The sequence below is a fragment of the Streptomyces sp. ISL-1 genome (assembly GCF_018614585.1).
Lineage (GTDB): Bacteria > Actinomycetota > Actinomycetes > Streptomycetales > Streptomycetaceae > Streptomyces > Streptomyces maoxianensis.
In genome coordinates, this window is sequence record NZ_JAGGOI010000027.1 from 1 (window position 1) to 17,654 (window position 17,654).

General features: G+C 67.0%; 17 protein-coding genes and 3 pseudogenes. 11 read left to right on the forward strand and 9 right to left on the reverse strand.

Annotated features, from left to right (window positions below; all coding sequences use genetic code 11):
- Positions 1–152: 152 nt before the first annotated feature.
- Positions 153–1,391 carry an LPXTG cell wall anchor domain-containing protein gene (locus J7E87_RS19385; RefSeq protein WP_215095656.1) on the reverse strand — a complete coding sequence of 413 codons (1,239 nt, stop codon included), beginning with the start codon at positions 1,389–1,391 and terminating at the stop codon, positions 153–155.
- Positions 1,392–1,936: 545 nt separating this feature from the next.
- Between J7E87_RS19385 and J7E87_RS35155 the strand changes: the two are divergent.
- From J7E87_RS35155 to J7E87_RS19410, 5 genes and pseudogenes are all read left to right on the forward strand, one after another.
- Positions 1,937–2,164, forward strand: a pseudogene (locus J7E87_RS35155) (4a-hydroxytetrahydrobiopterin dehydratase); the annotation flags it as partial.
- 185 nt (positions 2,165–2,349) lie between these two features.
- Positions 2,350–3,843 carry a hypothetical protein gene (locus J7E87_RS19395; RefSeq protein ID WP_215095658.1) on the forward strand — a complete coding sequence of 498 codons (1,494 nt, stop codon included), beginning with the start codon at positions 2,350–2,352 and terminating at the stop codon, positions 3,841–3,843.
- A gap of 168 nt (positions 3,844–4,011) precedes the next feature.
- Positions 4,012–5,265: an IS256 family transposase gene (locus J7E87_RS19400; protein ID WP_215095660.1), complete on the forward strand. Its 1,254-nt coding sequence runs from the start codon at positions 4,012–4,014 to the stop codon at positions 5,263–5,265.
- On the forward strand, positions 5,262–5,744 hold the full coding sequence (locus tag J7E87_RS19405; protein ID WP_215095662.1) for a hypothetical protein: 483 nt from the start codon (positions 5,262–5,264) through the stop codon (positions 5,742–5,744). The genes J7E87_RS19400 and J7E87_RS19405 overlap by 4 nt, the downstream gene beginning before the upstream one ends.
- 280 nt (positions 5,745–6,024) lie before the next feature.
- Positions 6,025–6,594, forward strand: coding sequence for a dihydrofolate reductase family protein (locus J7E87_RS19410; protein ID WP_215095664.1), 570 nt, complete (start codon positions 6,025–6,027; stop codon positions 6,592–6,594).
- A 330-nt stretch (positions 6,595–6,924) separates the two neighbouring features.
- Here the strand turns inward: J7E87_RS19410 and J7E87_RS19415 are convergent, their stop codons facing one another.
- The 6 genes and pseudogenes from J7E87_RS19415 to J7E87_RS19440 form a co-directional block, all read right to left on the reverse strand.
- Positions 6,925–8,532, reverse strand: coding sequence for a SpoIIE family protein phosphatase (locus tag J7E87_RS19415; protein WP_215095666.1), 1,608 nt, complete (start codon positions 8,530–8,532; stop codon positions 6,925–6,927).
- On the reverse strand, positions 8,529–9,923 hold the full coding sequence (locus J7E87_RS19420) for a sensor histidine kinase (RefSeq protein WP_308312973.1): 1,395 nt from the start codon (positions 9,921–9,923) through the stop codon (positions 8,529–8,531). The genes J7E87_RS19415 and J7E87_RS19420 overlap by 4 nt, the downstream gene beginning before the upstream one ends.
- Positions 9,920–11,043, reverse strand: a pseudogene (locus J7E87_RS36500) (ATP-binding SpoIIE family protein phosphatase). Before J7E87_RS36500 ends, J7E87_RS19420 begins: the two are co-directional and overlap by 4 nt.
- The gene (locus J7E87_RS19430) at positions 11,040–11,468 is read right to left on the reverse strand and encodes an anti-sigma regulatory factor (RefSeq protein ID WP_215095670.1); all 429 of its coding nucleotides are present in this window, start codon (positions 11,466–11,468) and stop codon (positions 11,040–11,042) included. Before J7E87_RS19430 ends, J7E87_RS36500 begins: the two are co-directional and overlap by 4 nt.
- Complete coding sequence (locus J7E87_RS19435; RefSeq protein WP_215095672.1) at positions 11,465–11,839, reverse strand: STAS domain-containing protein; 375 nt, start codon at positions 11,837–11,839, stop codon at positions 11,465–11,467. Before J7E87_RS19435 ends, J7E87_RS19430 begins: the two co-directional genes overlap by 4 nt.
- The gene (locus J7E87_RS19440) at positions 11,836–12,687 is read right to left on the reverse strand and encodes an STAS domain-containing protein (protein ID WP_215095674.1); all 852 of its coding nucleotides are present in this window, start codon (positions 12,685–12,687) and stop codon (positions 11,836–11,838) included. The genes J7E87_RS19435 and J7E87_RS19440 overlap by 4 nt, the downstream gene beginning before the upstream one ends.
- A 199-nt stretch (positions 12,688–12,886) precedes the next feature.
- Between J7E87_RS19440 and J7E87_RS19445 the strand changes: the two genes are divergently transcribed.
- Together J7E87_RS19445 and J7E87_RS19450 are read left to right on the forward strand one after the other, a co-directional pair.
- Entirely contained in the window at positions 12,887–13,684 is a 798-nt protein-coding gene (locus J7E87_RS19445) for an aminotransferase class IV (protein ID WP_215095676.1), read from the forward strand.
- Between the two features lie 133 nt (positions 13,685–13,817).
- Positions 13,818–14,111, forward strand: coding sequence for a hypothetical protein (locus J7E87_RS19450; protein WP_215095678.1), 294 nt, complete (start codon positions 13,818–13,820; stop codon positions 14,109–14,111).
- 379 nt (positions 14,112–14,490) lie between these two features.
- Here J7E87_RS19450 and J7E87_RS19455 read toward each other — a convergent pair whose 3' ends face one another.
- Positions 14,491–15,231: a hypothetical protein gene (locus J7E87_RS19455; RefSeq protein ID WP_215095680.1), complete on the reverse strand. Its 741-nt coding sequence runs from the start codon at positions 15,229–15,231 to the stop codon at positions 14,491–14,493.
- A gap of 456 nt (positions 15,232–15,687) precedes the next feature.
- On the opposite strand from J7E87_RS19455, the gene J7E87_RS19460 reads away from it, so the two are divergent.
- Positions 15,688–16,125: a DUF6083 domain-containing protein gene (locus J7E87_RS19460; RefSeq protein WP_308312974.1), complete on the forward strand. Its 438-nt coding sequence runs from the start codon at positions 15,688–15,690 to the stop codon at positions 16,123–16,125.
- Between the two features lie 32 nt (positions 16,126–16,157).
- On the opposite strand, the gene J7E87_RS19465 is transcribed toward J7E87_RS19460, so the two are convergent.
- Positions 16,158–16,469 carry a helix-turn-helix transcriptional regulator gene (locus J7E87_RS19465; protein WP_308312975.1) on the reverse strand — a complete coding sequence of 104 codons (312 nt, stop codon included), beginning with the start codon at positions 16,467–16,469 and terminating at the stop codon, positions 16,158–16,160.
- Positions 16,470–16,547: 78 nt separating this feature from the next.
- On the opposite strand from J7E87_RS19465, the pseudogene J7E87_RS36505 reads away from it, so the two are divergent.
- From J7E87_RS36505 to J7E87_RS19475, 3 genes and pseudogenes are all read left to right on the forward strand, one after another.
- A pseudogene (locus tag J7E87_RS36505) lies at positions 16,548–16,646 on the forward strand (hypothetical protein); the annotation flags it as partial.
- A 24-nt stretch (positions 16,647–16,670) separates the two neighbouring features.
- Positions 16,671–17,186 carry a hypothetical protein gene (locus J7E87_RS19470; RefSeq protein WP_251017692.1) on the forward strand — a complete coding sequence of 172 codons (516 nt, stop codon included), beginning with the start codon at positions 16,671–16,673 and terminating at the stop codon, positions 17,184–17,186.
- An 81-nt stretch (positions 17,187–17,267) separates the two neighbouring features.
- Positions 17,268–17,636, forward strand: a complete 369-nt coding sequence (locus tag J7E87_RS19475) for a VOC family protein (RefSeq protein WP_215095684.1) — start codon at positions 17,268–17,270, stop codon at positions 17,634–17,636.
- Positions 17,637–17,654 lie beyond the last annotated feature (18 nt).

Sequence of the window (17,654 nt, forward strand, 5' to 3'; positions counted from 1 at the left end):
CACTGCAACCGAAACGCCGAGGCTAAGCGTATTGCCGCTCGCTCACAGCTTGTTCTTCAACCTCTGGCTGTCTCGTGGCAGCGACGGTTGATTGCCCGGCTCAGCCCCTCCCCCATGCCCACGGCTGAAATCGACGCATCGCCCGCACTGCCTCAGCGGCGGCGCAGACGCAACGCGATGAGCACGCCGCCGGCGCCGATCAGAGCGGCGGCCAGGGCCGCGTACCAGGTGGTGTCGGAGGAGCCCGTGGAGGCGAGCGCACCGGTGGTGGTGCCGGGCGTGTTCGCGCCGGTCGTCGCCGTGTCCGTGGCCGAGGCGGACGGAGCCGGGGACGCGGACGCCGAGGCCGTGGGCGACGGCGTGGCGGACGGGGTCGCCGACGGCGTTCCGCCCGGCGTCGTGGTGTCGCGCTCGGGGGCGATGGTGATCGCGCCGTCCGCGCCCAGGAACGGCGTTACGTTGCCCTCGGTCAGCGAGCTCGACGCGTGCAGCTTCAGCTTGAGCGGCTTCTGGATGCCCTTGAAGTCGACCACGCTCACGCGAAGGGTGGTGCGGTGCATGATGAAGCTCTTGCCGATGTCCGACAGCTGCCACTTGTTCTGGCCGTCGATCCGGGTGGCCTTGATGTAGCCGCCGTCGGCCGCGAGCTCCTCGACCACGAGCTCGGGGACGAACTGCGTGTCGTCGGGGCCCTGCTCGACCTCCAGCGTCGTCGCCAGGTCGGAGTCGAACGTAGCCGTGCCCTTGAGCTGGTGGATCAGGGAGACCTGGCCGTACGTGCCGGGCTTGATGGGCGTCTTCGGGTCGGACAGAAGGCGCAGACTGGCCGGACCGGACTCGACCTTCGGGCTGGTCTCGAAGACGAGGGTGTCGTCCTTCTCGCGCTGGGCATGGTTGAGCAGGTCGGCCGCGTCCAGCTTCAAGTTGCCGTTGTTGGAGGGGTACTTCTTGCCGAGGCCGACGGACACCTTCCAACTCAGCTCGCCCTTGGCGGGCACCGAGAACGGGTCGCCCTTGGGCTTTCCGGCCGGGTAGAAGAGGCCCTGCGCAGAGCCGTCCTGCTGCATGACGTAGTCGTCCGTCGCCGGGGCGTTCACCGGCTCCACGTCGAAGACGATGTGGGAGGACGCCACGGGGCTCGCACCGTCCGAGTCGGCGACCATCCACGGCAGGAAGTCGACCGCCTTGTCCGAGGAGTTCTTCACGGTGAACGCGAACGTCTCGGTAGCCCCTCCACGGGTCAGCGGTCCGGCCGGCGCCGGGGTGCCCAGCTCGATCGTGAGGGGCTTGCCGGAGGGCACCGGCGCGGCATACGCGGAGAGCGGGACGAGGGTGGTGCCGACGGCAGCGACGACGGTGAGAGCAGCGGCGGAGGCGAAGCGAGCGGACATGGTGGACTCCCCCCAAGGAATCGACTAGGGGCCGGGCTTCCGCTGGATGGGCGGGTGTCGGCCGAACGCAGGAGCAGCGCGGCGAAGTGCCGCGGCACGGTGAAGCAGATGAGAGGTGGTACGAGACAGCAAAAGGAACGAGGCAGTACGGGGTGGAACTGATCGGGCAGCGCGGAGAGGCTTACCGGATGGTGCGTGAACACGCCTTCCGTCCGGCCCTGTTCGGTTCCGGCTGTGCGGCGATGTGCTCATCCTCACCCGCCAAGATCGGCCGGACAATCCCCGTACTGTCACCACTCTGCAACAGCGCCCGTCCGCCAGAACTCACCGTTGACCTGGGCATTGGCCGGGCCGCGCGGGACCGTGGCGGGGAGCCGGGCCCGGACGGTCCCCACGCCGGCGGAAGCAGCCGAGCCGCGCGCATCCGGAGGCAGCGCGTCTCGGGGACGCTGAGTCTCAGTCGTACTCGCGCAGCAGACCCTCGATGCGACGGTTGGCGACCTCCTGCCGTCCATCGATGCTCTTGGCGTACCGACTCAGCAGGACGCATCGCCCGGGGGTACCGCCTCCCCAGCCACTTCGCGGTGACCGCGATGGTTGTGCACATCGCGCGAATCCAGGACGAACTGAACCACCACTCGGACCTGACGCTGGGCTACAACACCGTCGCTCCGTCGGTGAACACCCACGTCGCCGGGGGCGCGGTCACGGAGAAGGACTTCACGCTCGCGACCCGAGTGGAAGGAATCGCGGAGTGCCACGGCGCGGCGTGAGCCGAATGGGGTGGGACGTCTGCTTGGGTGAGCGGCGCCCAGGACCGTGCAGCCAGTAACCCGCACGGCGTAGCGCTCAGCTTGTCCGAGACTTGCGCGTTGACCTGGACACTCCAGCGCTGAACCGCTGCGCACCCGGGGTGCCCCACATGCGTTCGCGTCTCGTTCCGGATCAGCCTGGTGCCGTGAACAGCCAACCCCTGATCGTGGTGGAGCCGCCGGACAGCCGAGGATTGCGGGACGTCCGCGTGCGCGGTGAGGTCGTCGGCCGGGCCTGGTCTCTGCAAGACCTACGCAATCTGTTGCGCCGTGCCGGAGTCCCGAAGGACCTGGACCTCAAGGACAGTGAGCTTATCCATTGGCGTGGCGGCGGATTCGAGGCCTGGCCGGACCGTCCTTGGAGGCGGCGAGCAATATCCGTCCTCATGGCTGCAGGTCTCCTCATCACGGCAGGCGTGCTCGGCAGAATAGGGAAAACCGACATCTCGGAGGCCCTGACGTACGGGGGGCGCGTGGCGGGCGCCACGTTTCTCTTCGCAGGTGCTGTGGAGGTGATCGCGGCAATTGCTGTCTTCGACTACTTGGGGAAGCGGCGCTGGGTTTACTCTGGAGCGGCGGTTCTCATAGGCGTCGTGATCGCACTGGCCGTGAATACTCTGCTGCTATTCATGCAGATCGATGCCGGAGAATACACTCATTACGCTTGGATCTGGCCCACAGTCCTGCTCTGGTCTTTCTGGGCACTGTGGAAGGTCAACCCTCGACAGGTATGGAGGCAATCACCCCATCCCAGGAAAGTCGCGATCGGTGCAGCAGTAACGGCGCTCATCGCCATCGCGAACTTGATTTACTCGCAGGTGTATATACCGTACAGCAATCCTATTACCATGCGCATGGTGGTCAACTTTGGAAAACCGCAGCTCAACGCCGAGCGCACGGTCCTTTATCTTCCGATGACCGTGTCAGTCAAGAACAGCGGAAAGGTGCCATTCTATATTCTGGGTAGCCTTTATGAGGTCTACGGGCGCTCGGCCGACTTCACCGAGAAGGCCAGGGGGATGAAGGATTGGAAGGGTGACCTTCAGGCTGGTGGCGATGTGGAACGTAATATCAAGGTGTTGGGGCGTGAATTGATTAGTTTCGGTGCGATCATGGTCGACGAAAGCGGTTCCTTTTTGGAGGCGGGTGACGAATTCAGGGAGGATAAGATCGTCAGCATCTCCGCAACCTCCGAATTCGACTCGATCGATGGATCTGCTCAGGCTGTGGTCTTGAGGAAGGATCGGGGAACGCTCAGCAGCGACTACGTCGACTCGGCGACTGCATCGTGGTATGACGATCTTTCCCACGCGGAAGATGCTCCCAAGTGGGTGGCTCAGGCGGGGGACGAGTACATTAAATTTCATGCCCGCCTTCGTTACAGCACCGAGATTCTCAATGTGACCCGTCGCCCTCGGTACGTCACTCTTTGGCGGGTGGCTCATAAGTCGCCCGACGTCAAGTTCGATGAATATGGCAACATAATTGCGACAATTTCACTGAAGGGTGAAGAGGGGCGTGAGCCCAGCGCACTCGAATGGGAAGAAACCTCCGAAAGCTACGGTCTGTTCTGGATGTACAGCGGGACGGTACGGGAGTCGTTCGCGGCGCTGGTCAAGCCCCCCACGGGACAGCGCTGATTCAAAGTCCTCCGCGAACAGGCCCGCTACCTGTCGACGAGGAGGAGCAATGCTCAGGACCTGTGGATCGGGGCTCGGGAGGCGCGCGAAAGGCGTACCTTCCCGAGTGATCGATTGATGGTCACCGAGTTGGCCGACGCTGCGAACGTCGGTCGGGAAGGCACGCCCGTGCTGAGCGTAGTCAATGCCGATGGCTCCACCCCGAACGGCTTCCTGATCGACGAGATCGTCCGTGAGGGCGCAAGGCGGATGCTGGCCGCCGCCCTGGAGGCGGAAGTCAATGCCTACATAGCCGAGGTGGCCGAGGAGCGCGACGAGTCCGGTTGCCGCCTGGTGGTGCGCAACGGCTACCACCAGCGGCGGAGGGTCACCACCGCCGCCGGGTCGGTCGAGGTGAAGGCGCCGCGCGTCAACGACAAGCGCGTCGATGAGGCGAATGGCGAGCGTCGGCGGTTCTCCTCGGCAATCCTGCCGCCGTGGTGCCGCAAGTCCCCGAAGGTCAGCGAGGTGCTGCCGCTGCTTTACCTGCATGGCCTGTCCTCTGGTGACTTCGTGCCCGCGCTCGAGCAGTTCCTGGGCTCCTCGGCCGGTCTGTCCCCAGCGACAGTGACGCGGCTGACCGCGCAGTGGCAGGCTGATCACACCGCCTTCCAGGATCGCGACCTGTCGGCCACCGACTACGTCTACGTCTGGGCCGACGGCGTCCACCTGCGCATCCGCCTAGAGGAGACGAAGGCCGCCGTGCTGGTGCTGATGGGCGTGCGCGCCGATGGCACCAAGGAGCTGATCGCGATGAGTGACGGCTACCGCGAGTCGTCAGAGGCATGGGCCGGTCTGCTCCGCGACTGCGCCCGCCGCGGCATGCGCGCCCCGGTGCTGGCCGTCGGCGACGGTGCACTCGGCTTCTGGAACGCTTTGAGCGAGGTCTTCCCCATGACCCGCCACCAGCGGTGTTGGGTTCACAAAACCGCCAACTGTCTGGACGCGCTACCGAAGTCCGCGCAGCCGGCGGCCAAGCGCGCGATCCAGGAGATCTACAACGCCGAGGACAAGGAGCACGCGGCGCGGGCGGTGGCCGCCTTCGCCAAGCAGTACGGCGCGAAGTACCCCAAGGTCGTCAGGCGGATCACCGACGACGAGGACGAGCTGCTGGCGTTCTTCGACTACCCGGCCGAGCATTGGATCCACCTACGTACGACGAATCCTATCGAATCGACCTTCGCCACCGTGCGACTTCGAACGAGGGTCACCAAGGGTGCCGGGAGCCGGGCCGCCGCCCTGGCCATGGTCTTCAAGCTTATCGAGTCCGCCCAGGCCCGCTGGCGAGCCGTGAACGCACCCCACCTCGTCGCCCTCGTCCGTGCCGGCGCCCGCTTCGAACGCGGCCAGCTGGTCGAACGGCCCGAAGGAAGGGCCGCATGACCCACCCTCAGCACGACCGTGAACCCGCCGAGCACCAGCGTTACGCGCACTACCTGCAGGCCCTCGATGCCGTCTCGGAGGCGGAGGAGGCCGAGCTGGTGGCCGCAGTGCTGCGCGATCAGGATGAGGCGATGGCGCAAGGCGCGGTGGTTCACCACCTGGACCGCCGGGCAGCCCAGCTGCTGACCGACGCCGAGTTCACCGTCTGGGCTCACATGATGGCCGCGGTCATCGGGGAGCGGGACTACCTCGCCCGCCGCCTGCGCGAGTGGACCCTGCTGAGGACCATCGCCCTGGACGAGCCATGGGCCGCCGAGGCGCTTACCGCCGCATCCGACTGGTTCCAACGCACAGCCGCGACCGCGCAGATCATTACCTCATCCGACGCCCTCAGCCTGCTCGCCGAACAGGGACGAACCCGCCGCGTCCGCAACGCGGCAAGCCGACGGATGGAACAACTGGATCAACCACCGAACTGACTAGTGCCGCGTCAGGCAACGTTTGCGACGTTCGTCGTTGACCCTGAGCCGACGGTAGGTGACGCGGCACCGTGCATCGAAGTCGAGCGTTATGGGCGCTGTCCCGTTGCGAACCTGAACGCCCCGAGCGCCGAATCGGTCGCGCGCTCGGTCTGCGGTCTGGTTCGCATCACGACGGCGTCAAAGTAGGTGCGATCGGGGTGCCGATGAGAAATGGCGCCGGCAGTCGTCTGAGTACGCTCCGGTGAACGCGGGGCGCGCATCGAGGGAGAGCAACGAGATGAGACCACTTCGATACTCGATCAACGTCACGCTCGACGGCTGCTGCCATCACGAGGCAGGGCTCCCCCCGGACGAGGAGTCGATGCGCTACTGGACCGCTGAGATGGAGCGAGCCGATGCCCTGCTATTCGGCCGGGTGACCTACGAGATGATGGAGTCGGCGTGGCGGAAGCCGGCCACGGGCACGTGGCCTGACTGGATGGATGAGTGGCAGATCCCGTTCGCCGAGACCATCGACCGGGCGAAGAAGTACGTCGTGTCGAGCACGCTGAGCGGGGTCGATTGGAATGCCGACCTGGTGCGAGGCGACTTGGGGCAAGCGGTTCAGCGGCTCAAGCAGGAGTCAGGCGAGGGCCTGTGGGTGGGTGGCGTGACGCTCCCCCTGACGTTGGCAGATCTGGGACTGATCGACGAGTACGAGTTCCTTGTTCAGCCGGTCCTTGCCGGACACGGGCCGACGTTGCTCGCAGGTCTGCGCGAGCGCATCCAGCTCGAGCTCGTGGACCGCCATGAGTTCCGGTCGGGGGCGGTAGCCCTGCGATACCGGCCCACGCGAGTTACGGCTTGACGTGATTTGTCCTGGCACGTTGGCCGCTCCCTCGCGACGGAACGACGGCTCGGGGTCGCGTTGCCCCGCGCTGGCCGTGCCCCCGAACGGCGGACATATCGACGGGGGACATCGCCCCGAGGTGCCGGTAGCGGACAGGGCAAACGTTGCCTGACGTGGCACTAGATCCACAGGTCTTGACTATTCCTCGTCGAGGAGAAGAACGCCCACTACATCCTGGTGGTCAAGCGCAACCAGCCGCGGCCTTCACGCCGCGCCGCGCGCCCTGCAGTGGAAGGAGTGCACCGCGGTGCGCTACGACCGCCAGTTGGCGGTGGTCGCGCCACGGTCCTAGTCCAGACGCGCAGCGAGGAGGGCGATGTCGTCGTCTTTGTCCCGGCCGAATCGCTCGAGGAGTACGTTGCACAGGGTTTCCAGCTCGCCGGGGCCGGAGGCCGCGGCGCTGCTGAATGTGGTGAGGCTGTGGTCGAGGTCTTCGTTGCGTACCTCCACCAGTCCGTCGGTGATGAGCAGGATGCGGCTGCCGGGCGCCGTGCTGACGGTGGTGGCAGGTGGGTGGGGCAGGCCGAGTCCGAGGAGTGGGCCGTGTTCGTGGAGGTATTCGGCCGGGCCCTCGTCGCGGAGCAGTAGCGGAGGAATGTGTCCGGCGTTGGCCACGTGGGCGTGACGGCGGTCAGGGTCGATGAGTACAAGACACACCGTGACGGTGAAGCCGGGACGTGAGTACGCCAGCAGTACCTCGAGCCGTTGGAGGATCTGGTGCGGTGCGTGGGCTTCGAGGGCGTAGGCGCGTAGAGCGTGCCGGACCTCTCCCATCACGGTGGCTGCGAACAGGGAATGGCCGACGACATCTCCGATGGCCAATAGCAGGCCCTGGGGGGTGTCGAGAGCCTCGTAGAAGTCCCCGCCGATCTCCGCCTGTTCGGAGGCGGGGAGGTAGCGGACCGCGAGTTCCGTTCCGGGAACGGTCGGCAGGCGGTCCGGCAGGAACGTCTTCTGCAGGGTCAGGTTGAGGCTGTGCTCCTCGTTGTAGCTGCGCAATGCCTCCAGGGAGAGGGCGCAGGCGCTGGCCAGTTGTTGGAGCAGCTCACGGTCGTCGCTGCCGCTGACCGCCCCGGAAGGTACGGCGAGGTGGATAGGGGGTCTGCCACGTTTGGTGCGGGCCGCAGCCAGCACAATGTCGCCCTCAAGGTGATCGAGTGGCAGCAACGCTTTCCACTGGGCCTGCGGGATCCGGGTGACCTCGGCTCCGGTTCCGGAGCCCAGCGCATGGGAGGCGAGCGAACTCAGCAGTTCAACGGGGGCGGGCAGGGTGCGGGGAGCGGCCCCGGGGCCCGTCGTCACACTGTGGACGGCCTGGCCCTCGGGGCTCAGGAAGAGTGCGGTGGCGGGAGCCGAGAGCAGGGCGGCCGCCCCGATCGTTGCTGCTGCCGCAAAGGAGTGGAAGCCTATGGCCCGGTAGACGTCCAGGGTGGCGCGGTTCAGGGTGGCGAGTTGCCGGGCGAGGTGTTCCGCACGGCGGCGGGCACGGGCGTAGCGCAGGGCGGCAGTGACGGTGGCCAGGAGTTCGTCGGGGTCGACCGGCTGGTCGAGATAAGCGTCGGCTCCGCGCTGCAGTCCCTCTGTGTGGTCCTCGGGCGTCATGGCCGTGGCGGAGATGTGGATGACGGGCAGTCCTATGGTCCGCGGGTCACCCTTGATGCGTTCGCATACCTCGAAGCCGCTCATGTCCGGCAGCTTTACGTCGATGATGGCTGCTTCCGGCCGTGGGGCGTGCGAGGAGGCCAGCAGTGCCAGCCCTTCGGTGCCAGTGCTCGCGTCGAGCACGGTGTGGCCGGCACGACTGAGCCAGTGGGAGAGGATGTAGCGAGATGTTTCGTCGTCGTCGATCACCAGGACGACGGCGGGGGCGCTGTCGCGCAGAAAGGCCTCGGTCACAAGCCGACCTCCCGTTCTTCCATGTCTGGGGCGGCGGCCGTGACCGGCCGGTCGGGCAGAATCACACGGATATACGTGCCGGTGCCGGGGGTGCTGGTGAGGGTGAGGGATCCGCCCAGCAGTTCGGTGAGGGTGCGGGCGTAGGGAAGACCGAGGCCGCTCCCCTGGTATCCCCGCTGGTGGAGTCCCGGAACCTGGTAGAACTCCTCAAAGACCCGGCTGAGTTCGTCCTCGGGAATGCCCACACCCGTATCGCTGATGGTGAAGGTCGTCCGAGAGCGTCCTTCGGCGGCATCCTGGGCGAGCTCCAGGCGCACCTCGCCCTTCTCGGTGAATTTCAGAGCGTTGGACAGGAGATTGCGCAGGATCCGGGTCAGGAGTACCTCGTCGGTGACCACGACCGGCAGCGTCTTGGGATCAGGGGTCACCAGCACCACATCCTGCGACGGGTAGGTACTGCGCAGCACGCCGGTGAGTTGGCCGACGACGATACGAAGATCTACCTCGGCCCACACAACGGCCAGCTGACCTGATTCGGCCTTGGCGACGTCGAGGAGGTCATTCACCAGAGCGAGCAGGGTGTGACCCGAGAAGGTGATGAGTGAGATCTGACGGCGCTGTTCGTCGTCGAGAGGCGAGGAGCCGGGGGCGGTGAGCAGCCGGGACAGGGCCACCACCGCGTTGACGGGGGTTCGCAGTTCGTGGCTGATCGTGGTCCAGAAACGGGTCTTGGCCTCGCTGATTGCGCGCAGCTGCCGTGACTTTTCGTCCAGTTCCGTATGGAGAGCAAGCACACCGCTGTTGGTTTCCTCAAGCTCCTTGGAAAGCTCGGTGTAGAGCGCGAGGACGCCCCTGTTGGTCTCCTCGAGCTCCTCGTTGAGCCGGCGTAGTTCCTCCCTCTGCGCACGGGTCTCGTCCAAAATGGCGATCAGATCCCGAGCCTGGGCGCGCAGGTCGTCGGCGAGGGTACTGGATGTGTGGCGGCGCAGCGCGTCCCGCACTGCGCGGTCAGTGGAGGCGGAGGCGTCGCGCACCGGCGAAGGCTGCTCGACGGTGATTCGCCCGCGCCCCTCCCCGGACTCGTATCGGGCACTGTGCACCAGCCGGGCGGCGAGGGCCAGCGCTTCGGGCGTCGGAGCAGTTCCACCCGCCCACTCGAAAGTGACGACAAGGGCGCGGGGGGCATCGGCACGCAGGGTGAAGGTGGCGGTGAGTCCGTCACACCCGAGCCGGTCGCGGCCCACCTCGCTCAGCGCTGTCGCGAGGCGGACTTGGTCCTGGCGTTCCAGTCCGAGCGCTTCGGCGGCATTCCGGCCGCTGCGACGCAGGGCGAAGACGTCGCGCTCCGAGGAGAGGTCGAAGACGGCCAGCGGCCCTTCGCCGGGGGTCACCAAGCCCCCTTGATGACCACGATCCCCGCGTCGTCGCGGCGGACGGCTGCTTCTCGCAACAGCTGCCCCGCAATCACTGCCGGCGTGTGCCGGAGCAGACCCGGCATATCCTGCGGAGCCCAGCGTTCGCTCAGGCCGTCGGAGTGCATGACCAGCGCTCCGCCTTCCGGGAGCGGGAGTTCGAAGGTGCGCAGGCTGCGCATCTGCTGTCCGACGATGCCCGGGGCGGACATCAGGCCGCTGCGGGAGTCCGGTCCGATGAGGAAGCCGCTGACGTTGCCGATGCCGCAGTAGAGCAGGCGCTGCGCCGCCGGTTCCACTCGGGCAACCGCGACAGCGCCGCCGCGGGTACCGCGCAGGGCGGTGTGAATGTCACGCAGAAGGTCGTCCGGTCGGCGCATTCGCGACTGCCGGAATGCTTTGACAGCAGCGTCTGCGGCCAGCGCCGCCAGGGGTCCGTGGCCCAGTCCGTCGCACAGCATGACGAGCAGCGCGGGAGCCGTCGGGTCGGACTCCGGCTGCCCACTGGTAAAGCCACCGCGCCCGTCGGCGGGCAGGCCGCCTGTTGCGTGCCGGGATCGACGCGGACGGCCCAGGCATCGCCGCAGCTCGTCTCGCCACTGATGGGACGGGTTACTCCGGAAGCCACCGTTGCCCCGAGCCCAGGAAGCTGTGTCGGTGTGCGGGCGTTGCCGGGGGTGCGGGGCCAGAACTGGGCCGCGAGGACGGTGCCCTTCCCGGGGAGGGAGTGGATGTCGAACCGGTCAGCGAGCCGGGCGACGGCGCCCAGTCCGATACCGAGAGTTCCGGCGGTGGAGGTGCCGTCCATGAGGGCCTCGGCCACATCGGCCATGCCCGGGCCGGTGTCCACGGTCAGGAGCTCCACACCGGCTGCGGACGCGGTGCGCACGACGCGCAACAGCAACGCGCCGTCGGTTGTGTGCTGGTGGAGGTTCGTCGCCGCTTCAGTCACTGCGAGAGCGACTTCCGATGCACGGTGGGAGTCGAGCCCGATACGGCGCGCGAGGGTCGCAGCCGCTCCCCTGGCCGCCGACGGCAATGCCGGGTCATGGCGGAACCAGGCTATATCGTCACAGCTCAGCAGCGCGAGGTCGTTCATCGCGCCCACTTGATGATCGTGACCGTGGTGCCGCGTCCCGGTTCCGTGTCGAGGAGGAACTCATCGACGAGACGACGGGCGCCGCTGAGACCGAGGCCGAGGCCGAGGCCGGATGTCCAGCCGTCGGTCATGGCCAGGTCGACGTCCGCGATGCCGGGGCCGGTGTCGTCGAAGACGGCTGCGACTCCCAGGCGGCCGTTCCTTCGCACCAGCCCCGCCCGCAGCTCACCGCCGCCGCCGTAGACCATCGTGTTGCGGGCCAGTTCACTGGCGGCGGTGATGAATTTCGTCTGGTCCACCAGGGACAACTTGGACTCCTGAGCGAGGGTACGGGCCAGCTGGCGTGCCCGTACCACGTCATCGTTCTTCGCTATCGCGTGTGTCTGCTGCCCGCCTTCTGCTGCCCACGGCGGGGGCGTGGTCATCGCCGGTCCGTGCGGCTGACGGACCGCCGCAGCAGCGCCAGGCCCTTCTCGAGGTCGAGTGCGGTGCGCACACCGCCCAGGGACAGACCGAGTTCGACCAGGGTGATGGCGACTGCGGGGCGCATCCCCACGACAACGGTCTCGGCGTCGAGCAGGCGCGAGATCGAGGCAATCGTGGCCAGCATCCGGCCGACGAACGAGTCGACGATCTCGACGGCGGTGATGTCGATGACGACACCGCGCGCGGACCGGGAAACGATCTGCTCGGCGAGGTCCTCCTGCAGGTTCATCACCGTCTGATCCTCCAGATCCACCTGGATGGATACGAGGAGGATGTCGCCGATCCGCAGAACCGGCACGCGTTCACTCATCGCTGGAGGCCCTGCTGAGCAACCAGTTCCACGCCGGACTTCATCAGGGCCAGCTGCAACGCGTCTGCCAGCGTGGCCTTGGTGACGATATCGCCGAACTCGATGCCCAGCGCCACGATGGTCTGTGCGATCTGCGGCCGGATGCCGGAGACGGTGCACTCGGCGCCCATGAGACGGGCGGCCACGATCGTCTTGAGAAGGTGCTGGGCGACCTGGGTGTCGACCGCGGCGACCCCGGTGATGTCGATGATTGCCTGCTCCGACCCGGTGTCCACCAACGCCTGAAGGAGCTTCTCCATCACCACCTGCGTACGGGCGGAGTCCAGGGTGCCGACGAGCGGAACGGCGATCACGCCGTCCCACAGCTTGACGACCGGCGTGGAAAGCTCCATCAGCTGATCCGCCTGAGCGCTGATGATGTCCTCGCGCGTGTGCGTGTAGGTCTCGATGGTGAACAGGGCCAGATCGTCCAGCACCCGGCTCAGCTGCAGGTACGCCTGCGTCTTCTCCGCTGCCCCCTCCCGCAGCCCCGGCTCCAGAACGCGCTTGAGAGCCAGGACGCTGACCGCCGTCTCGCTCGGAGTGAATCCCTGTCGCGCACGGCTGCGCGACAGCTCGGTGAGCAGCGCGCGCACCTCGGACATACCCTCCGCGTGCGCGTCGTCAGCTCCCGACCGGATGGCCTCAAGGAGCGCCGAATACAGCTCACGAAGCTCACGGACGAGCTCAGCACGACTGATGCGACCGCCCAGAGCGCCGGCCACCAGAGCAACCCACTCGTCGGCCAGCGCCTCCCCGTCGGCCTCCAACAGTCCGACTAGCCCGCTCACGCTTTCCTGCTTCGCCATCCCGCCCGCTCCTTGAATATTAAAAAGATGTTACCCGACAACTCTTTCGACAATACGATACTGGCGGGCCCCATCGAGCCAGAGGTGTCCGAGCTGGGCACAGCCCGGGCAGCCGGACTGGTCCCTGCGGCGGTGTCGCGGCCGGGCGGCGGTGCCGCCCCCGGCTCTCCCGACCTTGCGCGGACACGGTTCTGGCAGCATGGCAAGGGTGCTGAAAATAGAGATCAACGGTCGGCCCGCAGACGTCGCGGACGTGCACCGGGTGGCTACGTGGAACTACGGACACTTCACGTCGATGCAGGTGCGTGAAGGGGCGGTCCGCGGCCTGGATCTGCACCTGCAGAGGCTGAATCGAGCGTCACAGGCACTCTTCGGCGAGGGGGCGACCGACGATGGGGACAGGATCCGGGAGCTCATCCGGCACGCGCTCGGCGAACAACGCGCCGCATCGGTCCGAGTGACTGTCGTCCCCCAGGTCGGTGCGCCGCCGCTGACAGACGTCATGGTGTCGGTCTCCGAACCGGTCTCCGATGCGCCGCAGCCGGCCCTGCGAGTCCGCACGACGACATACGAGCGCGAGTTGCCACACCTCAAGCACGTCGCAACGATGGGACTCACCTACCACTGGCTCCAGGCCAGGGAAGCAGGATTCGACGACGTTCTGTTCGTAGGCCGGGACGGAGCCCTACGTGAGGGCTCGGTGTGGAACGTCGCCTTCTGGGACGAGCAGCAGGTCGTGTGGCCTGAGGCTGCCGTACTGCCCGGCATCACCATGCAGCTGCTGCAGACCGCTCTGACAAGAATCGGCGTGCCGTGGTCAAGCCGGCGTCTGACATTGGACGACCTTCCGACCCTGCGGGCTGCCGCAGCGACCAACTCTCACTGTCCCAGCCAGCCGCTGGCCGGCATCGACGAGACAGTCTTCCCCGGCGATGGCGGTGCGCTGCCCGACGCTCTCAACACCGCCTGGGCGGAAGTTCCCTGGGACCTCGTGTAAGGACGCGCATGCGTGGTGCCAGGAGTCATGTTGTTGGAGCACAAGCGATCTACATCAATCCGTCCAGGTGACGGCCGTGCCATGATCGGCCGCGTTCGGCCCCGTCGGGGCCATGCGCCCAGGGGTGGGGCAGATGAGCTGGTATTTGGTGGCGCCGCTTGCGGGCGTGGCAATGCTCGCGGCGGCCGAGGGTACCGCTGCGATCAGAACAGGATGGGTGTTGCCGTGGCTGCGCAGCCGGGTATTCCGGCCGCGCCTGTGGGGCTACGCGTCCTTGTTGATAGCGGCATGCCTTGCCGTCCAGACAGCCGGCGCCGTATGGGACAGCCCGGAGGCACACGTCCTGTTCAGCGGCCTGGGCGTGACAGGAGCGCTGATCGCCCTGGCGATGATGTGGGTCGCGCGGCGGTCGACACGGGTCCGCTGAAGCCCGCTGCGGGTGTCCCAACTGTCCGACTGTCCGGTCAGGTCTGTGACCTGTGGAGACCGACCCGACGGCCGGCAACGAGCCTGTGCGGGCCTCGTCCGGTTACATACGTCACCAAGACGCCCGGCCGTTGCGGCACCCCGGCGAAGCAGACTCTCGCAAGTCGCGGGCGCCGAAGGCGACTTCCCCGGCAGCGTTCCAGAGACTGATTCCGACGATGTGTCAGGAGGGCGGGTAAGCCTCCGGCGCTGTAGCCCCCTCCCCGCGGTCTTGAACGCACGGGCCGCTCCCTCGATGAAGGAAGCGGCCCGTGGCCCGTCGCCCGGCGCCGGCACCTGCGGTGACAGGGAGACGCGCAGAACCGCTGGGGGTCACCGCATTACACGGTCTTGGCTGTCGCCGCCTTCAGCTTCTCGGCGGCGTGAGCCAACCCCTCGTTGAAGGCACCCTTGCCGCGGTCGCCGGTGTCGCTGTAGTTGTTCCTGAGCGTGGTGATGCCACCGACGCTGCGCACGGTGGCCATGTCGAAGTCCATGACCATGTCGTCGCTCGTGATGCTGATCGCGTAGCCGACCGACTCGTCACCGTACTTCGGCACCTCAAGGGTGGTGACCTTGACCTTCGCCTTCTTGCCGGACATCGTGCCGTCGAACGAGCCGCATTCCTTGATGGCCGTTCGCAGGCCGCTCATGAGGCCCACCGCCTGGGCACGGGGGTATCCGGAGACGTCCTGGGCGAGGTTGGTCTCCTCGCCCTTCTTGTAGAAGACCGCCTGGGCCGTGGCCTTGTGGTCGGCGTCCGGGCGCCCGGAGTTGAGAATCTCCGCCAGCGGCGCGCAGGCCTTGCGAACCCCCTTCAACGACTCTTCCTCGGCCCCGGCCGCCTTCTTGTCGATGATGGTGTCCGGCTCCCGCTGCCACCCCTCGGCCAGTTCCGCACCGGTGACGAGAGCCTGCTCCGCCTGCTTGGAGGAGATGTAGGTGGGCGGCGCGGGCGGCGCGTTCTTCGTCTTGCTGCCGGATGCCTTGGCGCTGTCCGATCCCCCGTCGCAGGCGGAGATCAGCAGCAGCGACGAGATGGCCAGTCCTGCGATCGCGCCATGGCGCAGTGAAACGTGCACGGAGTAATCCCCCCAGCTGAATGCGGTAAGTGCCGAATGCGGTAAGTCGTAGAAGAGTAGACAAGACCTTCGGAGCGAGAGCAGTCAGCCCCGAGCGATGTTGCGTCCGCGTGAAGCAGCGTCGCGCAGATGTGGCGGGCACCGCCAAGACGCCACCGCCCGCTTCGTCACGTGCCGATGCGGGCACAGCCGCGCTGGTCCGTGGCACGTATCCCTCGCATGCCCGTTCTGCCTGAGAGCCAAGGGGAACAGCGCTGTTTGGCCGGCTGCCTCCCGGCGCCGTTGCGGGGGCGCAGCTCGTAGCCGTCCGGCTCAGGCTCTACGACGGCCGCGCACCGATGCGACCCAAACGCGCCCTTTCGACCCTGAACGTCCGTGCTCAGTCTCGAACGCATGGGGGCGACTGGGGGCAACCACGGGATCGTATGCCAAGGCTGTCGTGACGACGGTCCGACCGTGAGGGAGCGTGGCCGCATCAGTCTCATGGCCGTGCTCTGCGAACTCTGCTGGGACGCGCACGCCGCCGAGATTGCCGGCCAGGAGGGCGCCACGGACACGCCCAGGCCCGAACCCGATCCGGATGACGTGACTGCGTACGAGCCACCGCGCTGCCCTCACTGCCAGGTGGAGGTCAGGCCCTATCCCACCAACTATGACCGCTGGGTCCATCTCGCTACCAGGGACCACCCGGCGAAGGACGTCCCTCCTCGCTATCGCTGGCGGCTTGTGCCCATCCGGGCTCATCACGCCTACGTCCCCGTTGACGTTGTGGCCGTGCGGGTCGGCGGAATCGAACCGCTTCCGGGCGAACTCGTACGCCCTGCTCATCGGGCGGTGTGCCTCAGCCCGGACGCCGTGGACGAAGTCGAGCAGGAGCAAGCGTCGGGCCAATAGGGAAAGCGGTGGCGCGACGTGGTTGGTTGCCTTCAACAGGCCGACCGCGCCCAGCAGTTCGTCCGCGGCTCCACCAACTCCGGCTGTGGTGTCCTGCGCCCGCGCTCCAAGGCCGAGATCAGGTCCTCGCCGTACCCCAGCCTGTCCCCGAGTTCCTTCCGCGTCCAGCCGGCCCGCTCCCGGAGCAGCTTCAACTGCTTGCCCACGGCTCGGTACAGATCCGCCGCGCCGTCCGCGCCCTGAGGCAGATCCGGACGCCTTTCGGGGTTCCTCTGTTGAGCCTCGTTCAACACCACGACCACCCGCCACCCCGGACGGACAACCGACCGTACCGGTGCGCGCACTCTACGTACCGTAGATTTCTCTGGTCAGCGTTCCGGGCAATCCGGCCACGCTCTGTCACCTGAAGCCGGAAAGTCCGCGCAATCGCGGAGGACGGCGTCCCGCCGTGTCCGTACTGCCGGCCCGATACCGGTCTCGGCGTGCTGTGTCCGGTCCCGCGACGCACTCTGGACACATGACCTCGCCTGTCCGGTGGACCACGCGTGCGGTTGGACGGCGAGATCCTCGGACTGGTCCACAGCGTGAGCGACGTGACCGAGTTCGTACTGCGCGCAGGGCTGGAGTGCATCGACGAGACCGCGGTGGGAACGCCCTCGCTCATCGCATGGCGAGGCGGAGGACCCCCCACATCTGGAGGTGAGCTCATGAAGCTCCGCAAGGTGACAGCCGGGTGGGGGGAACCACTCCAGCCGCCACCCGGCTACTTCGGACCCGACGGGAGCGTGCCCGATGAGGCGCAGCGACGCCTCATCCTCGACTGGGCGGTGAGTCAGCGCATCGCGAGCGGATGGCGCGTGGAATCCCGCTCGGAGACTCAGGCGGTGCTGGTCCGTGGTCAGCCGGTGAACCATGTGTTGCACGCCATCCTCAGCCTCGTCACCTGCTTTCTGTGGGCTGTGGTGTGGGTCGTTCTCACAGTGACGAACAAGGTCGAGCGGGTCGCCCTGACCGTTGATGCGCAAGGGCACGTGGTCGCTGTGCACGCTCCGGAGTCCTAGGCCAGTACGCCTTGCGAGGCCGACCGGTGCCGCATCAGGTGGTGCCGCATCAGGCACGGTGCTGTCCGCCAGAATCGGCGCATGCTGAGAATCGGGTCCGTTGTGCTGGGCGTCTCGGATGTGCCGCGCGCGGCCGCGTTCTGGATGGAGGCCCTGGGGTACGTCCCGCGCGAGGAGATGGAGAACGACTGGGTGGTGCTGGTGCCGGCGGAAGGGGCCGGCGTCCAGCTGTCGCTGGGCTTCAGCGCGACGCCGGTCAAGGAGCATCCGCGGATTCATCTGGACCTGTACGCCGGGGACTCGGCCGACCAGACCGCCGAAGTAGAGCGGCTGGTATCCCTGGGCGCCCGGCGCGTCGACTGGGACCTTTATCCGGACGACGCCGACTTCGTCGTACTCGCGGATCCCGACGGCAATCGCTTCTGTGTCATCGACACGAGTCACGGCTGACGGACCGGCCCGGCCCGT

Coding starts and splice junctions, on each gene's coding strand:
- J7E87_RS19405 (WP_215095662.1), top strand. CDS start 5,262: ATGACCCACCCTCAGCACGACCGTGAACCCGCCGAGCACCAGCGTTAC.
- J7E87_RS19435 (WP_215095672.1), bottom strand. CDS start 11,839: ATGAGTGAACGCGTGCCGGTTCTGCGGATCGGCGACATCCTCCTCGTA.
- J7E87_RS19450 (WP_215095678.1), top strand. CDS start 13,818: ATGAGCTGGTATTTGGTGGCGCCGCTTGCGGGCGTGGCAATGCTCGCG.
- J7E87_RS19385 (WP_215095656.1), bottom strand. CDS start 1,391: ATGTCCGCTCGCTTCGCCTCCGCCGCTGCTCTCACCGTCGTCGCTGCC.
- J7E87_RS19440 (WP_215095674.1), bottom strand. CDS start 12,687: ATGGCGAAGCAGGAAAGCGTGAGCGGGCTAGTCGGACTGTTGGAGGCC.
- J7E87_RS19475 (WP_215095684.1), top strand. CDS start 17,268: ATGCTGAGAATCGGGTCCGTTGTGCTGGGCGTCTCGGATGTGCCGCGC.
- J7E87_RS19430 (WP_215095670.1), bottom strand. CDS start 11,468: ATGACCACGCCCCCGCCGTGGGCAGCAGAAGGCGGGCAGCAGACACAC.
- J7E87_RS19445 (WP_215095676.1), top strand. CDS start 12,887: ATGGCAAGGGTGCTGAAAATAGAGATCAACGGTCGGCCCGCAGACGTC.
- J7E87_RS19410 (WP_215095664.1), top strand. CDS start 6,025: ATGAGACCACTTCGATACTCGATCAACGTCACGCTCGACGGCTGCTGC.